This window comes from Streptosporangium pseudovulgare (genome assembly GCF_014648055.1).
Taxonomy (GTDB): domain Bacteria; phylum Actinomycetota; class Actinomycetes; order Streptosporangiales; family Streptosporangiaceae; genus Streptosporangium; species Streptosporangium pseudovulgare.
Map to the genome: position 1 here is coordinate 69410 of NZ_BMQJ01000022.1, position 17235 is coordinate 86644.

15 protein-coding genes are annotated in these 17235 nt (G+C 73.6%); 11 read left to right on the top strand and 4 right to left on the bottom strand.

Features of this window, described 5'->3' with window-relative positions; all coding sequences use genetic code 11:
- Positions 1-189: 189 nt before the first annotated feature.
- Positions 190-1035, bottom strand: a complete 846-nt coding sequence (locus tag IEZ10_RS32520) for an SDR family oxidoreductase (RefSeq protein ID WP_189250348.1) — start codon at positions 1033-1035, stop codon at positions 190-192.
- Positions 1036-1139: 104 nt separating this feature from the next.
- Here IEZ10_RS32520 and IEZ10_RS32525 point away from each other — a divergent pair, with 104 nt between their 5' ends.
- Both IEZ10_RS32525 and IEZ10_RS32530 read left to right on the top strand, forming a co-directional pair.
- Entirely contained in the window at positions 1140-2147 is a 1008-nt protein-coding gene (locus tag IEZ10_RS32525; RefSeq protein ID WP_189250349.1) for a helix-turn-helix transcriptional regulator, read from the top strand.
- A 226-nt stretch (positions 2148-2373) separates the two neighbouring features.
- A complete protein-coding gene (locus IEZ10_RS32530) occupies positions 2374-2772 on the top strand; it encodes a hypothetical protein (RefSeq protein ID WP_189250350.1) in 399 nt (132 codons plus the stop codon).
- A gap of 118 nt (positions 2773-2890) precedes the next feature.
- On the opposite strand, the gene IEZ10_RS32535 is transcribed toward IEZ10_RS32530, so the two are convergent.
- The 3 genes from IEZ10_RS32535 to IEZ10_RS32545 form a co-directional block, all read right to left on the bottom strand.
- Complete coding sequence (locus IEZ10_RS32535; RefSeq protein WP_189250351.1) at positions 2891-4333, bottom strand: RNA polymerase sigma factor; 1443 nt, start codon at positions 4331-4333, stop codon at positions 2891-2893.
- A gap of 247 nt (positions 4334-4580) precedes the next feature.
- Positions 4581-4982 (bottom strand): hypothetical protein, encoded by a 402-nt coding sequence (locus tag IEZ10_RS32540; protein WP_189250352.1) that lies wholly within the window; start codon positions 4980-4982, stop codon positions 4581-4583.
- 155 nt (positions 4983-5137) lie between these two features.
- The gene (locus IEZ10_RS32545; RefSeq protein WP_373287440.1) at positions 5138-6325 is read right to left on the bottom strand and encodes an AMP-binding protein; all 1188 of its coding nucleotides are present in this window, start codon (positions 6323-6325) and stop codon (positions 5138-5140) included.
- A gap of 131 nt (positions 6326-6456) precedes the next feature.
- Here IEZ10_RS32545 and menB point away from each other — a divergent pair, with 131 nt between their 5' ends.
- From menB to clpB, 9 genes are all read left to right on the top strand, one after another.
- On the top strand, positions 6457-7302 hold the full coding sequence (menB, locus tag IEZ10_RS32550; protein ID WP_189250382.1) for a 1,4-dihydroxy-2-naphthoyl-CoA synthase: 846 nt from the start codon (positions 6457-6459) through the stop codon (positions 7300-7302).
- 85 nt (positions 7303-7387) lie between these two features.
- Positions 7388-9043 carry a 2-succinyl-5-enolpyruvyl-6-hydroxy-3-cyclohexene-1-carboxylic-acid synthase gene (menD, locus tag IEZ10_RS32555; protein WP_189250353.1) on the top strand — a complete coding sequence of 552 codons (1656 nt, stop codon included), beginning with the start codon at positions 7388-7390 and terminating at the stop codon, positions 9041-9043.
- Between the two features lie 189 nt (positions 9044-9232).
- Positions 9233-9871 carry a DedA family protein gene (locus tag IEZ10_RS32560; RefSeq protein ID WP_189250354.1) on the top strand — a complete coding sequence of 213 codons (639 nt, stop codon included), beginning with the start codon at positions 9233-9235 and terminating at the stop codon, positions 9869-9871.
- A gap of 147 nt (positions 9872-10018) precedes the next feature.
- Entirely contained in the window at positions 10019-10633 is a 615-nt protein-coding gene (locus IEZ10_RS32565; RefSeq protein ID WP_229811877.1) for a YflT domain-containing protein, read from the top strand.
- Between the two features lie 181 nt (positions 10634-10814).
- Positions 10815-12728 carry a molecular chaperone DnaK gene (gene dnaK, locus IEZ10_RS32570; RefSeq protein ID WP_189250355.1) on the top strand — a complete coding sequence of 638 codons (1914 nt, stop codon included), beginning with the start codon at positions 10815-10817 and terminating at the stop codon, positions 12726-12728.
- Positions 12721-13344 (top strand): nucleotide exchange factor GrpE, encoded by a 624-nt coding sequence (locus tag IEZ10_RS32575; RefSeq protein WP_189250356.1) that lies wholly within the window; start codon positions 12721-12723, stop codon positions 13342-13344. The genes dnaK and IEZ10_RS32575 overlap by 8 nt, the downstream gene beginning before the upstream one ends.
- Positions 13341-14324: a DnaJ C-terminal domain-containing protein gene (locus tag IEZ10_RS32580; protein WP_308426329.1), complete on the top strand. Its 984-nt coding sequence runs from the start codon at positions 13341-13343 to the stop codon at positions 14322-14324. The genes IEZ10_RS32575 and IEZ10_RS32580 overlap by 4 nt, the downstream gene beginning before the upstream one ends.
- On the top strand, positions 14321-14641 hold the full coding sequence (locus IEZ10_RS32585) for a chaperone modulator CbpM (RefSeq protein ID WP_189250357.1): 321 nt from the start codon (positions 14321-14323) through the stop codon (positions 14639-14641). The genes IEZ10_RS32580 and IEZ10_RS32585 overlap by 4 nt, the downstream gene beginning before the upstream one ends.
- Positions 14623-17229, top strand: a complete 2607-nt coding sequence (gene clpB / locus IEZ10_RS32590) for an ATP-dependent chaperone ClpB (RefSeq protein WP_189250358.1) — start codon at positions 14623-14625, stop codon at positions 17227-17229. Before IEZ10_RS32585 ends, clpB begins: the two co-directional genes overlap by 19 nt.
- Positions 17230-17235 lie beyond the last annotated feature (6 nt).

The window sequence follows — 17235 nt, forward strand, 5'->3', positions numbered from 1 at the left end:
CCCCTCTCGAAGGTGTCCCCAGCCCCGAAGCATCCAGGTGAGTGATCACGATCGCGGTTCGTGGTCGTCACGGAGGGGCGGATGGGGCTGGTCAGTCGAGGTTTCTGCCTGATCGTGTTCGTGTTGCAGATGGTCGGGCGGATTCGGTTCTGGCGGCTTCTGTCCGATCATCGCGTCCGCCCGGTCCCGTCAGGCGGCCTCGAAGTCGGCTCGGTGGTCGGCGGCCCACTCCGTCAGAGCGCGGCCGGGTCGCCCGGTCACTGCGGTGACGGGACGTGGGACGTCGGGGACGGTGAGGGTGTCGTGCCAGTAGCCGAGCAGCATCTTCATCACGGGCTCGGGGATGAACCGCGCGGTCTCGGCACGGAACTCCTCGGGCGTGATCTCCACCAGCGGGATTTCCCGCCCCAGGGTCTCGCCGATGATCGCCACCTGCTCGGCGCGGGTCAGGGCTTGCGGGCCGGTGAGCGGGATCGCCTCCCCCAGATGATCGTCGGAGAGCAGGGTCTCGGCGGCGGCCTCGGCGATGTCGTACTCGTGAATCGGGGCCTGTGCCGATGCGAGGTACGGCGCCCGGATCGGTGCGCCGGAGCGGATCTGCCAGGCCCAGGAGAGCAGGTTGTTGGCGAAGGTGCCGGGCCGCAGGATCGTCCAGGCATCGGTGCGGTCGGTCACGGCGGCCTCGACCGCGCTGTGGTGAAGCTGGCTCGCCGAGCCGTGGTCACGCTGGAACTCCTTCGCGGCGGCGAGGGAGGACAGCACGGTGAAGCGGTTGACGCCATGCGCGATGGCCGCGGTGACGAACGCCTCGACGCCCTCGGCGGGGAAGACGAAGGCACGATCGACACCGTCGAACACCTCCGGCCCGAGCGTGGCGGCGTCGGCCAGGTCGCCGGCGACGACCTCGACGCCGGCCGGCAGGTTCGCGTCATCGGGCTTGCGGGTCAGCGCACGTACGGCGGCGCCGCGGGCGAGCAGGGTTGTGACGAGGTGACGGCCGACGGCGCCGGTCGCGCCGGTGACAAGGATGGTCACGATGCCTCTCCTTAGGGAAATGGTGCCGGTCTGTCCGGCCTGAACGCCAACCTAAAGAGGGTTTAGGGCATTTTCTGTCCGCATTTCTACTAGACTCGGCGAGTATGCCGGAACAGAGCACGACTGAGCGGGCGCTGCGCCTGCTGGAGTTGCTGCAGGCTCGCCGGTCCTGGAGCGGTGTCGAGCTCGCCGAGCGTCTCGGCGTCGACGGCCGCACACTGCGGCGGGACGTGGAGCGGCTACGGGGCCTCGGCTATCACATCGAGGCACGTCGCGGCCCCGACGGCGGCTACCGACTGTCCACGGGCGGCGACCTGCCGCCGCTGGTGTTCACCCCGGATGAGGCGCTCGCCGTGGCCGCCGCCCTCGCCTCGTCGGCTGCCAACGGCGCTGCCGGCGGGGGCGAGGTCGCGCTCACCGCCCTGGCGAAAATGGAGCAGGTGATGCCCCCGGCGGTGCGTCGGCGGGTGCGGGCGCTACGCTCCTCGGTCGCTCTCGGCGGCACGCCGAATGCGGTGGCCGGCGCGTATCCGGCTCCGATGAACGCCGACGTGCTGGCAGTCCTGGCGCTGGCGTGCCGGGACGCGGAGCGGGTCCGGTTGCGCGTGATGCGTACCGGGAGTGCCGACACCGGACGGGAGTCCTCGCGCCACGTCGAGCCTGTCGCCCTGGTGCCGCGGCAGACCCGGTGGTTCCTCGTGTGCCGCGACCTCGACCGCGGCTGGCGGGTGTTGCGCGTCGATCGGATCACGCGGGCATCGGCGACGGGCGTGCGTTTCGAGCCGGGAGAGGTCCCCGGAGGCGACCCGGTCGCGTTCGTCACCAGCCGGCTCGGCGCTCCGCCTCGCAAACATACGGCGACGATCCTGATCCATGCCCCGATCGAACAGGTACAGGCGTACATGGGTGGCTTCGCCACGGACTTCTCCTCGACGACGACCGCCACCGGTCGGGCGGCGACACACTGGCGCATCGCCGACGTGCGTCTCGAGGTCCTCGCCGGCGGCCTGCTGTGGGTGCGATGGCCCTTCGAGGTGATCGACTCTCCCGAACTCGCCGCCCTGCTGCGGGACCGGGCCGCAGCCTTCGCCTTCGCCGCCGATCCGCGCTGAAGCCGACTCACCAGGCCGTCACGACCAAGGGTCTCAAGCGGGCAAAGGGACACGCATTCGGAGTGGAGGGCCGGTGAGGACCGCTCAACCTGCTTTGGGGCCTGGGACACGTTCGGGAGCGGAGGGCCGTGACACCGGTCCCTGGATGTGTGGGGCGGACGGGAACGGCGTAGGCTACGAGCCGTGATCAGCCGGGGAACGCCCGGCGATAGAGAGAGGGCAGACGATGGCGTTTTTCCGACCGGGCGTGAGCCGGGAGGCGGAGGTTCGCTACCACGCTGACCAGGAGGTCGGGAAGAGCTTCCCCGAGCTCCTGAGGAAGGCGCGGGCCGCCGAGGCCGAGCTGCGCCGCGTCCAGGCCGCCGGGGCCTCCACCGAGGAGCTGCGGGTCGCGGCCCGGGCCTTCGACGTGGCGCTCACCGAGGCGCTGCGGGCCGCCGAGGCCAACCAGCGGGCGACGTTCGGCGTCCGGACCTACGACGACCGGATCCGCCGCCGCAAGGCCAGGGCCACCCCCAAGGGCGCCGAGTGGACCGACGAGGTCAACCGGCTGCGCACCCTGCGTGAGCGCAACCGCCTGACCGGCCTCATCCGCGTCCCCCGGCCGGCCGGCTGGGTGGGCTGACGCCCGCACGCCCGGCCGCCTCCCCGCGCGGCCGGGCGTCCTTCACATCGGCGATCTCGCCGGGCGGCTCCCGGTCACCGCTCCCTGACGGCCGCCGCCGCTTCCGGCGGCCGGGCCGTCAGCTGGCCCAGTCGAGCAGGGGACGGGTGTTGCTGGGGTGGCGCAGCTTGGACAGCGACTCCTTCTCCAGCTGCCGGATGCGCTCGCGGGTCAGGCCGAGGTGCTTGCCGATCTCGTCGAGGGTGTGGGGCTTGCCGTCGACGAGGCCGAAGCGCAACGCCATGATCTTCGCCTCCCTGGGGGAGAGGTTGCCCAGCACGCCGCGCAGCTGCTCGCCGAGCAGCTGCCGGTCGACCACCTCCGAGGCCTCGGGCGAGTCGACGTCCTCGATGAGGTCGCCGATGGTGGTCTCGCCGTCCTCGCCGATCGTGGCGTTCAGGCTGATCGGCTGGCGGCTGGTGCGCAGCAGCTCCTCGATCTGGTCGGGGGACTTGTCCAGCTCCACCGCCAGCTCCTCGGGGGTGGGCTCCCGGCCGAGACGCTGGTGCATGTCGCGCTCGACGCGCGACAGCTTGGACAGCATCTCCAGCACGTGCACCGGCAGGCGGATGGTGCGGGCGGAGTCGGCGAAACCACGCTGGATGGCCTGCCGGATCCACCACATGGCGTAGGTGGAGAACTTGTAACCCTTGGTGTAGTCGAACTTCTCCACCGCGCGGATCAGGCCGAGGTTGCCCTCCTGGACCACGTCCAGCAGGGCCATGCCGCGGTCGGTGTACTTCTTGGCGACCGAGACCACCAGGCGGAGGTTGGCCTCCAGCATGTGGTCCTTGGCCCGGCGGCCGTCCTCGGCGACCCACTCCAGGTCGTCCCGCATGGCGGCGGACAGGCCCGGCTCGGCCTCCAGCTTGGCCTCGGCGTACAGGCCCGCCTCGATCCGCTTGGCCAGCTCGACCTCCTGGGCGGCGGTCAGCAGCGTGCGGCGGCCGATGGACTTGAGGTACGTGTGCACCGAGTCGCCCATGACCGAGGACTGGTCGTCCAGGTCGAGCGCCTGCTCGGCGTCGGCCTCCAGCTCGGCGTCGTCCGGGGCGGTCCACTCGTCCTCGTCGAACTCGGCGGCCGGTGCCTTGTCCTTGGCGGCCGTCTTCGCCTTGACGCCCTTCGGCGCCCTGGTGGTCTTCGAGCCGGTGGTCTTCGAGGCGCGGGTGGCCCTGGTCCCGGGGGCGGGCTCCGGGTCGTCCCCGGACGCCGGCTCCGCGGGCTCGGCGGCGGACCCGGCGGTGGTCTTCGCGGCCGTCCCGGTCTTGCGCGCACCGGTCTTGCGGGCGGGCCTGGCCGTGGCCTTGGCGAGCGTGGGCTCGTCCTCGGCCGACAGGCTGACGCCCGCCTCGGTGAGCTCCCTCAGGATGGCCCTGCCCTCGGTCGGGCTGACCCCTGCCTCGGCGAACGCGTGGCGCAGCTCCGCGAGGGAGAGGTTACCCTGAACTCGCCCTCGGTCGAGGAGCTGGTCGAGGGTCGTCGGGGCCTCAGGTGAGGTCGCCGCGGCGGTTGGGGGCATGAGGACACCTCCTCCATCACGGAGTCGTCTGCATACGGTTTGTCTGTCGGGTGGGGCGGCGTGGGGGCCGCTCAGCGCACCAGTACCAATAACCCCATCCAAGAACTTTCTGTTCCCGACTTGACGGGGAAAATATGATGGGCAGTTCACGGCCCATTGTGACCCGCCGCTCCGGGCGCCCGTACGGCGGTCCGGCGGAAGGCCGGTGACCTGCGAGGCGACGGCCTGCTCCAGGCGTGCTCCGGGCCTACTCCGTCACGTTCACCGGGCCCTCGGCCGCGGGCATGGGGAACGGCTCCGCCTGCTCCAGACGGCTCTCGGTCCAGTATTCCGCGGCCTTTCCCGGGTCGGGGTTGACCCGGCGGGAGATCACGTAGTCCTCCGGGGAGGGCGCCGCCTCCGTGGGGGAGGGGAGGGGCCGGGCGGTCTCGCCCGGCGTCAGGGGCCGTGCCGGCGCCACGTCTCCCGGCTCCGCGGTCTCCACCGGGAGGCCCGCGAGCTTTCCGGGGTCGCCGGCCTCGCCGGTCTTCGCGGATCCGGCGCCGTCGCCGAGCCTGCCCGCCGAGGCGGCCGCCGCGACGGACGCGCCGCCGGCCAGGACCACGCCGACGACCGCCGCCGAGACCAGTGTCCTGCGGTCGATCCTCATCCGTTCCGTCCCTTCCGTATCGGCTGTGCCGGTTGTCTCCGTTGACGCGCGCCGGCCCGCCGATGTCCGCCGGGAGCGCCCGGCGATGCCGGTTACTCCCTATTGACGCGCGCCGCCCCGTAACGGTTCCGGGTCACGGCCATGACTCCGGACCGTCACGGTTCCGGATGACGACCATAACGGAGGGCGGCGAGATCCGGCTTCCCATTGGACAGAAGAGGCATCTCCGGCAGCACGACGAGCTCGGCCGGGGCCGCGTGGGCCGGGAGCCGCTCCTTGACGAAGGCGCGCAGCTCGGCCAGGGACGGCGGAGCCGGGGAGACCACGACGGCGACCACCCGCTCGCCCCACTCGGGGTCGGGGCGGCCGACCACCGCGGCGTCGGCGACCGCGGGGTGCTCGGCCACGACCGCCGCGACCTGCGCCGCGACGACCTTCTCGCCGCCGGTGTTGATCATGTCGTCGGCCCGGCCGATGACCCGCAGCCGGCCCCGGGACACCTCGCCGAGGTCGGAGGTCAGGAACCAGTCGCCGTCGCGGGCGGCGGCGGTGAGGTCGGGACGCAGCCGGTAGCCGGAGAACAGCACGGGCCCGGCGAGGCGGATCCGCCCGTCGCCGCCGATTTTGAGATCTACATTGTCAAGGGGCTCGCCATCATAGACGCACCCGCCGGAGGTCTCGCTCATGCCGTAGGTGGTGACGATCCGGGCGCCCGCGGCGCGGGCGGCGGTGAGCAGGTCGGCGGGGGCGGCGGCGCCGCCCAGCAGGATCGTCCGGAAGGCCGCCGGGCCGGCCGGGTCCGTGGCCAGCAGGCGGCGCAGCTGGGTCGGCACCAGGGAGACGTGGTCGGCCCCGGAGGCCAGCACCGCCTCCGGCGAGAAGGTCTCGTGCACGATCGGCTCGGTCCCGCCGAGCAGCGACCTCACCAGCACCTGCAGGCCCGAGACGTGGGAGGGCGGCAGGCAGCACAGCCAGCGCTCGCCGGGCCGGGCGCCCAGCCGGCGCAGCGAGGCGGCGGCCGAGGCGCGCAGCGCGGCGGCCGACAGCTGGACCCCCTTGGGGGCGCCGGTCGAACCGCTGGTGGTGATGACCACGGCCACCTCCGGCGCCGCCGGGACGCCGCCGGCGTACGGCGCGCCGTCGAGGTGGGTGGGGCGCAGCGCCGCAAGCGTCGCCCGCAGCGCCGGGGCGGGCAGGCCGGGCGGCAGGGGGAGGACCGCGGGGCCGTCCCCGCCGAGCGCCGCGGCGACGGCGGCGGTCAGGCGGGGGCCGGGGGGCAGCGTCAGGGCGTGCAGCTCCCGCTCCCCGGAAGGGGGCTCCACATGTGCGGGTCCGGTCGTCACGGTCGTAAGGTTAGTGCCGAATGCCGAGTGACGACCGGGGGAGACCCCGGTGAGGAAGGGGCGAGACGATCGTGAGCACCGAGCGGGCCGAGCCGGGCAGCAACGAGCCGGCGGCGGGCGAGGGGCGTCCCCTGCCGGAGAGCGTCCAGAAGAGCGCGGTCGACTGGAAGCGGTCGGGCGACTACGAGGACATCGTCTACGAGACCGGCGAGGGCATCGCGAAGATCACGATCAACCGGCCCGAGCGGCACAACGCCTTCCGCCCGACCACGCTGTTCGAGCTGCGCCGGGCCTTCGACGTCGCCCAGGAGGACGGCGAGGTCGGTGTGATCATTCTCACCGGCGCCGGCGACCGGGCCTTCTGCTCCGGCGGCGACCAGAAGATCCGCGGCGACGACGGCTACGTCGACAAGTCCACCCCGCACGTCGGCCGGCTGAACGTGCTGGACCTGCAGGTGCAGATCCGCCGCTGCCCCAAGCCGGTCATCGCGATGATCGCCGGTTACGCCATCGGCGGCGGCCACGTGCTGCACGTCTGCTGCGACCTGTCCATCGCCGCCGACAACGCCGTCTTCGGCCAGACCGGCCCGAAGGTCGGCTCCTTCGACGGCGGCTACGGCTCCTGGCTGCTGGCCGAGACCGTCGGCCTGAAGCGGGCCCGCGAGATCTGGTACCTGTGCCGCCAGTACGACGCGAAGACCGCCCTGGACTGGGGCCTGGTCAACGCCGTCGTCCCGCTGGCCGAGCTCGAGACCGAGACCGTCAAGTGGGCCAAGGAGATGCTGGAGAAGTCGCCGCTGGCGCTGCGCATGCTCAAGGGCGCGCTGAACGCCGTCAGCGACGGCGCCGCCGGCATGCAGCAGTTCGCCGGGGACGCCACCCTGCTGTTCTACATGAGCGAGGAGGCGCAGGAGGGCCGCGACGCCTTCAAGGAGAAGCGCAGCCCCGAATTCGGCAAGTTCCCGCGCCGGCCGTAATGGACGAGACGCTGTCGCGCCGCCCCGGCGGCCGCGGGGCGGGTGCGGTGCGGCACCGCACCCGCCGGCCGCGGAGGGCGGCGCGGTGAACCCCGCCACCGCGCTCGCGACCGTGCTGGTGGACGAGCTCGCCCGCTGCGGCCTGACCGACGTGGTGCTCGCGCCCGGGTCCCGCTCGACCCCGCTCGCGCTGGCCGTGCACGCCGACAGCCGGCTGCGGCTGCACGTGCGCGTCGACGAGCGGTCGGCGTCCTACCTGGCGGTGGGCCTGGCCCGCCGCGGGGAGCGGCCGGTCGCGCTGGTCTGCACCTCCGGCACCGCCGCGGCCAACTTCCACCCCGCGGTGATCGAGGCGCACGAGTCGGGGGTGCCGCTGCTGGTGCTCACCGCCGACCGGCCGCCCGAGCTGCGCGACACCGGCGCCAGCCAGACCGTCGACCAGATCAAGATGTACGGCACGGCGGTCCGCTGGTTCAGCGAGGTCGGCGTGCCGGAGAACCGCCCCGGCCAGGTCGCCTACTGGCGTTCGCTGGCCTGCCGGGCCTACCAGCGCGCCTTGGGCCCGTCCGATCCCGGGCCGGTCCACCTGAACGTCCCCTTCCGCGAGCCGCTCGTCCCCGACGGCGACACCTCCTGGTGCGAGCCCCTGGACGGCGGCGCCGCCGGGCCGTGGGTCCGCACCCGGGTGGCGCCCCCGGCGGCGGCGCTGCACCTGCCGCCGACCCGGCGCGGGGTGCTGGTCGTCGGCGACGGCGCCGCCAATGTGCGGCGGTACGTCGCGGCGGCGGGCATGGCGGGCTGGCCGGTGCTGTCGGAACCGCACGGCAACGCCCGCTACGGCGACCACGCGATGTCGGCCCACCACTTCCTGCTCGGCGCCCCGGAGTTCACCGAGGGGCATCGGCCCGAGGTGGTGGTCACCCTGGGCCGCCCGAGCCTGTCGCGGTCGCTGCTGGGCTGGCTGGGCCAGGCCGCCGAGCACATCGTGGTCACCGGCGACCTGACCCGCTGGCCCGACCCGACCCGCTCGGCCACCCAGGTGGCGCAGGCGGTGGAGATCCCGGTCGCGGCCGGCGACGACGCCTGGCTGCGCTCCTGGCGCCGCGCCGACGCCGCGGTCCGGGCCGCGGTCGACGAGGTGCTGGACGGCGCCGGGTTCAGCGAGCCGCGCCTGGCCCGCGATCTGGCCGAGGCGCTGCCCAACGGGTCGCTGCTGTTCTCCGGCTCCTCCATGCCGATCCGCGACCTGGACCAGGCGATGCGGCCCCGCCGGGGCCTGCGGATCATGGCCAACCGGGGGGCCGCCGGGATCGACGGCGTGGTCTCCAGCGCGATCGGCGCGGCGCTGGCCCACAACGGCCCCGCCTACGCGCTGCTGGGCGACCTGACGTTCCTGCACGACCAGAACGGCCTGATCCTCGGGCCCCGCGAGCCCCGCCCCGACCTGTGCCTGGTCGTGGTGAACAACGACGGCGGCGGGATCTTCTCGCTGCTGCCCCAGGCCGCGCTGCGCGAGCCGTTCGAGCGGGTGTTCGGCACCGCGCACGGGGTGGACCTGGCGCACGTGGCCGCGGCGACCGGCACGCCGTACACCTTCGTGGACGACGCCGGGCAGCTGCCCAAGGCGCTGCGCGGGGAGGGGATCCGGATCGTCGAGGCCCGTACCGAGCGGGAGCCCAACGCGGCGCTGCACGCCGCGATGCGCGAGGCGGCCCACGCCGCGATCCGCGAGGCCGTCTGACGGTCCCGCACCGGGATCGGTGCCCGGGTACGGCGGCGCGGTCCGGCGTACCCGGCCCCGTCCCGGGTCGACCCGCCGGTACGGCCGGCCGTGCCCGGCCTCCGGTCCCGCCCGGTACGGCGGGTCCCGCCGTGCCCGGACGGTCCGGATGGCGAAGATCGCGGCACCGGACCCAATAGGGTGGCATCCATGCATGTCGACGCGTTGCTCCAGTCGATCCCGCCACTGTGGGTCTGCCTGATCGTCGGCCTGGTGATCGGGGTGGAGAGCCTGGGCATCCCCCTTCCGGGGGAGATCGTCCTGGTCAGCGCCGCGCTGCTGGCGGCCAAGGGGGTGGTCGACCCGGTGTGGGTCGGCGTCTGCGCCAGCGCCGGGGCGATCATCGGCGACTCGATCGGCTACGCCATCGGCCGAAAGGGGGGCCAGCCGCTGTTCGACCGGCTGGGACGCAGGTTCCCCAAGCACTTCGGTCCGGAGCACATCGCCAGGGCCGCGCACTACTTCCACCGCTACGGCATGTGGACGGTGTTCTTCGGCCGGTTCATCGCGTTGCTGCGCATCCTGGCCGGGCCGCTGGCGGGCGCGCTGCGCATGCCGTACTGGCGGTTCCTGGTCGCCAACGTGCTGGGCGGCATCGTGTGGGCGGGCGGCACCACCGCCGCGGTCTACTCGGTGGGCCGGGTCGCCGAGCAGTGGCTCAAGGGCTTCTCCTGGGTTGGGCTGGTCGCGGCGGTGCTGTTCGGCCTGGCCACCACGGTGTTCGTCAAGCGGCGGGCCGCCAGGGCGGCGGCGAAGGAGGAGCACGGCAAGCCGGTCGGCGCCGCCTGAGCCGGGCCTCCGGCCTCCCGGGCTTCAGGGTTTTCAGGGCTCTGAGGGCTCTGAGGGCCGCGCCCGGCGTCTGACTACCAGGTCTGGGGATGTGGTGTCGTCGCGGTCCGGTCACGGTGGGTGTACGACCTACCTGAGGAGGGCCACATGCGACCCGCCGAGACGCCGCCGGCCGCCCGCGAGCCGGTGGCGAACTACCGCACCTACGCGGAGGCCCAGCGCGCCGTGGACTACCTGTCGGACCAGAAGTTCCCGGTCGAGAACACCTCGATCGTCGGGGTGGACCTCCGGCTCGTGGAGAAGGTGCTCGGACGGCTGACCTACCTGCGCGCGACCGGGATGGGCGCGGCGTCGGGCGCCTGGATCGGCCTGCTGGTCGGGTTGTTCCTGGCGATCTTCGTTCCCGGGCGGTTCGGCCTCCTGCTGATCCTGTGGGGCCTGATCTGGGGTGTGATCGCCGGTGCGATCTTCGGCCTGGTCGGTCACGCGCTCACCGGGGGCAAGCGCGACTTCATCTCCTCCAGCGAGCTGGTCGCCGACCACTACGAGGTGCTGGCCACGGCGCCGCACGCCGTCGATGCGCGCAGGGTCCTGGAGTCGATGTCCCCGGGCGGGACGCCCATGGGGACGATGCCGCCCGGCTCGGCCACGCCCGGCGGGACCGTTCCCCCTCCGGCGTCCGGGGGGCCCGGGACGATGCCGCCGGGAGCGCATGGGGCGCCGGGGGCGATGCCGCCCGGCGCCGTTCCGCCGCGCCCCTGAGACGGCGTCCCTGAGACGGCGTCCCTGGGACCGGCGATCGGCCGATCGGCCGAACCGTCAGGTCTGAGGATGTGGCGGCGGGCCGTGCGGAGCGATCGTGGGCCGCGTGGGGTGAGACCCTGCCCCGCGGCGTCCCGCGGGGCGCCCGCCGGAGGCCAGAGCGCACTCGTCGGAGGTCAGCATGGCCAAAGCAGTCGGGATCGACCTGGGAACCACCAACTCGGTGATCGCCACGATGGAGGGCGACACGCCCACGGTCATCCCCAACGCCGAAGGGTCGCGGACGACGCCGTCGGTCGTGGCCTTCACCCCGGAGGGCGAGCGCCTGGTCGGCCAGCTGGCCCGGCGGCAGGCGATCCTCAACCCCAAGGGGACGATCTACTCCGCCAAGCGGTTCATCGGCCGCCGCTACGACGAGGTCTCCAGCGAGATCAACGCCGTCTCCTTCGACGTGGTGTCCGGCCCGGACGGCGCGGTCCGCTTCGACGTGCGCGGCAAGCCGTACGCGCCCGAGGAGATCGCCGCGCAGGTCCTGCGCAAACTCGTCGACGACGCCTCGAAGTTCCTGGGGGAGAAGGTCACCGAGGCGGTCATCACCGTACCGGCCTACTTCAACGACTCCCAGCGCCAGGCGACCAAGGACGCGGGGAAGATCGCGGGCCTGGAGGTGCTGAGGATCATCAACGAGCCCACCGCGGCGGCGCTCGCCTACGGCATGGACCGCAAGGAGAACGAGACCGTCCTGGTCTTCGACCTGGGCGGCGGCACGTTCGACGTCAGCGTGCTGACCGTCGGCGAGGGCGTCGTCGAGGTGCGGGCGACCGCCGGTGACACCCATCTGGGCGGCGACGACTTCGACCGGCGCATCGTCGACCTACTGGCCGACGAGTTCCAGCGCGACACCGGCATCGACCTGCGCGGCGACCCCCAGGCGCTGCAGCGGCTGTTCGAGGCGGCGGAGAAGGCGAAGGTGGAGCTGTCGGCCGTCACCCAGACGCAGATCAGCCTGCCGTTCATCACCGCGGACGCGAGCGGGCCCAAGCACCTGAACACCACGCTGCGGCGGGCGACGTTCGAGGAGATCACCGCCGACCTGCTGGAACGGTGCCGGGGACCGGTGGAGCAGGCCATGTCCGACGCCCGGCTCACCGCGGCCGACATCGACGAGGTGATCCTGGTCGGCGGCTCGACCCGGATGCCCGCCGTACAGGAGCTGGTGCGCCGCATGACCGGCGGCAAGGAACCCAACATGACGGTCAACCCCGACGAGGTCGTGGCGCTGGGCGCCGCGGTCCAGGCGGCCGTCATCAAGGGCGAGCTGAAGGACGTCGTCCTGCTCGACGTGACCCCGCTGTCGCTGGGCATCGAGACCCTCGGCGGGATCATGACGAAGGTCATCGACCGCAACACGACGATCCCGGCCCGCCGTACCGAGGTGTTCAGCACCGCCGAGGACGGGCAGAGCGCGGTGGACGTGGTGGTGCTGCAGGGGGAGCGCGAGCGCGCCGCCGACAACCGGGTGCTGGGCCGGTTCCGGCTGGAGAACATCAGGCCCGCGCCGCGCGGCGAGCCGCAGATCGAGGTGACCTACGACATCGACGCCAACGGCATCCTGAACGTCTCCGCCCGGGACAAGGACACCGGCGCCGAGCAGCGCATCACGATCAGCGAGAGCTCGACCCTCGACCAGGGGGAGATCGAGCGGATGGTGAGCGACGCCGAGCGGCACCGCGACGAGGACCGGCGGCTGCGCGAGGCGGTCGACGCCCGCAACACCGTCGACAGCGCCGCCTACCAGGTGGAACGCCGCCTTCGGGAGCTGGGGGACGCCGCCCCGGTGCACGAGAAGGCGCGGGCCGAGATGCTCGTCTCCGAGGCCCGCGGGGCGATCGAGCGGCAGGACACCCCGCTGGAGCGGCTGCGGTCGCTGGCCGAGGACCTGCGGCAGGTCTACCAGGGCCTGAGCGCGGCCGGGGCGGGGGCGGGGCCTGGGGTCGGCACGGGCACCGCCGGGGCCGGGACGGGCGCCGGTGCGGGTGCGGGCGCCGGTGGGGACGAGGACGTCATCGACGCGGAGTTCACGACCGATGAGTGACCCGCTGGAGTGGGAGGGCACCGCCGCGGGACCGCCCGCCGGGCCGCCCGCGGAGCCGTCCGAGGGGCAGGCCGCGGGCCAGGGTGCGGATCGGAGTGCCGGCCGGACCGGGGGACCGGCCGGGGGACCGGCCGCCGGTGCGGAGGCCGGTGCGGAGGCGGCGGCTGAGGCGGAGGCGGCCGGGCTGCGGGACCGGGTCGCCGAGCTGGAGGACCACTGGAAGCGCGCCCTGGCCGACCTCGACAACCTCCGCAAGCGCGTCAGCCGCGACGCCGAGCGGGTGCGGCTGGAGGAGCAGGCCAGGGCGGCCGGGGAGTGGCTGCCCGTGCTGGACAACCTGGAACGCGCCCTGGAACACGCCGAGGGCGACCCCGCCTCCCTCGCCGAGGGCCTGCGGGCGGTGCTGCAGCAGGGCCTGACCGTCCTGGCCCACCTGGGGTTCCCGCGCCGGGACGACACCTGGGAGACGTTCGACCCGGCCCGCCACGAGGCGGTGGCGGCGGTCCCGCGCGAGGACGTGCCCGCCGGGACGGTCGTCGCCGTCGTGCGGCCCGGCTACGGCGACGGCGAGCGGCAGCTGCGGCCCGCCCAGGTCGTGGTCTCCAGGGCGGAATGATGCCGCCCGCCCGCGACTTCTACGAGATCCTCGGGGTCCCCAGGGGAGCAGGCCAGGAGGAGATCCAGCGCGCCTACCGCAGGCTCGCCAGGGAGAACCACCCCGACGTCAACAAGGACCCGGCGGCCGAGGACCGGTTCAAGGACATCTCCGAGGCCTACAGCGTGCTGTCCGACCCGGCGACCCGCCGCCGTTACGACGCCTTCGGCCCCGAGTTCCGCCAGGTGCCCGAGGACGTGGACCCGGAGACCTGGGCGCGCGCCAGGGCGGCCCGCGCCGGGCGGGGCACGCGGACCGGCACCGGGGGCATGGGACCGGAGGGCTTCGGGCCGGGTGTGGAGTTCGGCGAGGGCATCGACCTCGACGACCTGCTGCAGGGCCTGTTCACCGGCAGGGCGGGCGGTGCCGGGCGGGCGGGCCGCGCGGGCCGGGCCGGGCGGGGCTGGGGGCCGATCCCGGGCGCCGACCAGGAGGCCGGGATCGAGCTGACCGTCGAGGAGGCCTACCGCGGCGGCCGCCGGTCCATCACCGTGGGCGGCCGCACCCTCCAGGTGGACATCCCGCCGGGGGTGACCGACGGGCAGCGCGTCCGGCTGGCCGGGCAGGGCGGCCGGGGCACCGGCGGCGCGCCGCCGGGCGACCTCTACCTGGTCGTCTCCATCGCGCCGCACCCCCGCTACCGGGTCGAGGGGCGCGACATCCACGTCCGGCTGCCGGTGGCCCCGTGGGAGGCGGCGCTCGGCGCGGCCGTCGCCGTCGACACCCCCGCCGGCGAGGCCAAGGTCAAGGTGCCCGCGGGCACCTCCAGCGGGCGGCGGCTGAGGCTGCGCGGCCGGGGGATGCCCAACCCCCGCGGCACGCCCGGCGACCTGCTCGCCGAGGTGCGGATCACGGTTCCGCCCCACCTGTCCGGTGAGGAGCGCGAGCTGTTCGAGCGGCTGGCCGCCGCCTCGTCCTACGACCCGAGGAGGCGGCGATGACCTACGCCCTGGCCCGGCCCCGGCGGCTGGACCTGGAGACCTTCGCCCGCGCCGCGGGCGTCCACCCGGAGCTGCCGCGCCGCCTGGTCGTCCTCGGCGTGCTGCAGGCCCGCACCGACCCGTCGGGGACCCTGTGGTTCGAGGAGTCCCAGCTGCGGGCCATGGCGCGGATCCAGCGGCTGCGCGCCGGGTTCGCCCTCAACTACGCCGCCCTCGGCCTGGTGATCGACCTGCTCGACCGGATCGCCGAGCTGGAGGCCGCTGCCCGCACCCGTTCCCGGCCCGCAGGAGGCACGCCGTGGATCTCAACCGGCTGACCGAGAAGTCACAGGAGGCGCTGCACGACGCGCAGACCGCCGCGCTGCGCCACGGCCACCAGGACGTCGACGGCGAGCACCTGCTGCTGGCGCTGCTGGACCAGCCCGAGGGGCTGGTGCCCCGGCTGATCTCACGCGCCGGCGCCGACCCGGGGCGGCTGCGGGAGGAGGTGGAGGCCGACCTCGCCCGCCGCCCCCGGGTCGCCGGGCCCGGCGTCGAACCCGGGCAGATCCGGGTGACGCAGCGGCTGTCGCGCCTGCTGGAGGCGGCCAGGCGGGAGTCCGACCGGCTGAAGGACGAGTACGTCTCGGTCGAGCACCTCCTGGTGGCCCTGCTGGAGGAGGGACCGGAGACCTCCGCCGGGCGGCTGCTGGCCGCACAAAGGCTCGACCGGGAACGCTTCCTGCGGGCGCTCACCGAGGTCCGCGGCCACCAGCGGGTCACCTCCGCCATGCCGGAGGCCGCCTACGAGGCGCTCGTCAAGTACGGGCAGGACCTGGTGGCCGCCGCCTCCTCCGGGCGGCTGGACCCCGTCGTCGGCCGCGACACCGAGATCCGCCGCGTCATCCAGATCCTGTCGCGCAAGACCAAGAACAACCCGGTGCTGGTCGGCGACCCCGGCGTCGGCAAGACCGCGATCGTCGAGGGGCTGGCCCAGCGGATCGCCGACGGCGACGTGCCCGAGGGCCTGCGGGACAAGACGATCTTCAGTCTCGACATGGGGGCGCTGGTCGCCGGAGCGAAGTACCGGGGCGAGTTCGAAGAACGCCTCAAGGCGGTGCTCACCGAGGTCGCCGCGGCCGAGGGCCGGATCCTGCTGTTCGTCGACGAGCTTCACACGGTCGTCGGCGCCGGCGCGGCCGAGGGCGCCATGGACGCCGGGAACATGCTCAAGCCCATGCTGGCCCGCGGCGAGCTGCACCTGATCGGCGCGACCACCCTCGACGAGTACCGCAGGCACATCGAGAAGGACGCCGCCCTGGAGCGCCGCTTCCAGCCGGTGATGGTCGACGAGCCGTCGGTCGAGGACGCCATCTCGATCCTGCGGGGCCTGCGCGAGCGGCTGGAGGTCTTCCACGGGGTGACCATCCAGGACGCCGCGCTGGTGGCCGCCGTCGTGCTGAGCCACCGCTACATCTCCGACCGGTTCCTGCCCGACAAGGCCATCGACCTGGTGGACGAGGCGTGCGCGATGCTCCGTACGGAGATCGACTCGATGCCCGCCGAGCTGGACGAGCTGACCCGCAGGGTGACGCGGCTGGAGATCGAGGAGGCCGCGCTGGGCAAGGAGGAGGACGCCGCCAGCGCCGCCCGCCTCGCGGAGCTGCGCGGGGAGCTCACCGGCCTGCGCGCGGAGGCCGACGCGATGCGCGCCCAGTGGGAGGCCGAACGGCAGGTGCTGCGCCGGGTGCAGTCGCTGCGCGAGGAGATCGAGCGGGTCCGCACCGAGGCCGAGCGGGCCGAGCGCGACTACGACCTCAACCGCGCCGCCGAGCTGCGCCACGGCCGGCTGCCCGAGCTGGAACGCCGGCTGCGCGCCGAGGAGGAGAGCCTGCGCGAGAAGCAGGGCGCCGGGCGGCTGCTGCGCGAGGTCGTCACCGAGGACGAGATCTCCATGATCGTCGCCCGGTGGACGGGCATCCCGGTGAGCCGGCTGAAGGAGGGCGAGCGCGAGAAGCTGCTGCACCTGGACCAGGTGCTGCACGAGCGGGTCATCGGCCAGGACGAGGCGGTGCGGCTGGTGGCCGACGCCGTCATCCGGGCCCGCTCCGGCATCAAGGACCCGCGCCGGCCGATCGGGTCGTTCATCTTCCTGGGTCCGACCGGCGTCGGCAAGACCGAGCTGGCCAAGGCCCTGGCGGAGGCCCTGTTCGACACCGAGGACAACATGGTGCGCGTCGACATGAGCGAGTACCAGGAGCGCCACACCGTCAGCCGCCTGGTCGGCGCGCCGCCGGGATACGTCGGCTTCGAGGAGGGCGGGCAGCTCACCGAGGCGGTGCGGCGCAAGCCGTACTCGGTGGTGCTGTTCGACGAGGTGGAGAAGGCCCACCCCGACGTCTTCAACACCCTGCTGCAGGTCCTGGACGACGGGCGGCTCACCGACGCCCAGGGCCGCACCGTCGACTTCCGCAACACCGTGCTGATCATGACGTCCAACATCGGCTCGGTGTACCTGCTGGAGGGCGTCACGCCCGGCGGGGAGATCAAGCAGGACGTGCAGGAGCAGGTCATGGCGGAGCTGCGCGGGCACTTCCGCCCGGAGTTCCTCAACCGCGTCGACGACATCGTGATCTTCAAGCCGCTCACCATGGGGGAGATCGAGCACATCGTCGACCTGATGTTCACCGAGCTGCGCGTGCGCCTCGGCGAGCGCGGGATGCGGCTGGAGCTGTCCGCCGAGGCGCGCCGCCACATCGCCGAGCGCGGCTACGACCCGGTGTACGGCGCGCGGCCGCTGCGCCGGTTCATCTCCCGGGAGGTGGAGACCCGCATCGGGCGCGCGCTGCTGACCGGGGACGTCGGCGAGGGCACGGTGGTGCGGGTGGGCCTGTCCGGCGGGGAGCTGGCCGTCTCCTTCGGCTGACCGCAT

Excerpts from the sequence above, each read along its gene's own strand:
- IEZ10_RS32525 (WP_189250349.1), top strand. The coding sequence starts at position 1,140 with ATGCCGGAACAGAGCACGACTGAGCGGGCGCTGCGCCTGCTGGAGTTG.
- IEZ10_RS32530 (WP_189250350.1), top strand. The coding sequence starts at position 2,374 with ATGGCGTTTTTCCGACCGGGCGTGAGCCGGGAGGCGGAGGTTCGCTAC.
- IEZ10_RS32535 (WP_189250351.1), bottom strand. The coding sequence starts at position 4,333 with ATGCCCCCAACCGCCGCGGCGACCTCACCTGAGGCCCCGACGACCCTC.
- IEZ10_RS32540 (WP_189250352.1), bottom strand. The coding sequence starts at position 4,982 with ATGAGGATCGACCGCAGGACACTGGTCTCGGCGGCGGTCGTCGGCGTG.
- IEZ10_RS32560 (WP_189250354.1), top strand. The coding sequence starts at position 9,233 with ATGCATGTCGACGCGTTGCTCCAGTCGATCCCGCCACTGTGGGTCTGC.
- IEZ10_RS32565 (WP_229811877.1), top strand. The coding sequence starts at position 10,019 with ATGCGACCCGCCGAGACGCCGCCGGCCGCCCGCGAGCCGGTGGCGAAC.
- dnaK (WP_189250355.1), top strand. The coding sequence starts at position 10,815 with ATGGCCAAAGCAGTCGGGATCGACCTGGGAACCACCAACTCGGTGATC.
- IEZ10_RS32575 (WP_189250356.1), top strand. The coding sequence starts at position 12,721 with ATGAGTGACCCGCTGGAGTGGGAGGGCACCGCCGCGGGACCGCCCGCC.
- IEZ10_RS32580 (WP_308426329.1), top strand. The coding sequence starts at position 13,341 with ATGATGCCGCCCGCCCGCGACTTCTACGAGATCCTCGGGGTCCCCAGG.
- IEZ10_RS32585 (WP_189250357.1), top strand. The coding sequence starts at position 14,321 with ATGACCTACGCCCTGGCCCGGCCCCGGCGGCTGGACCTGGAGACCTTC.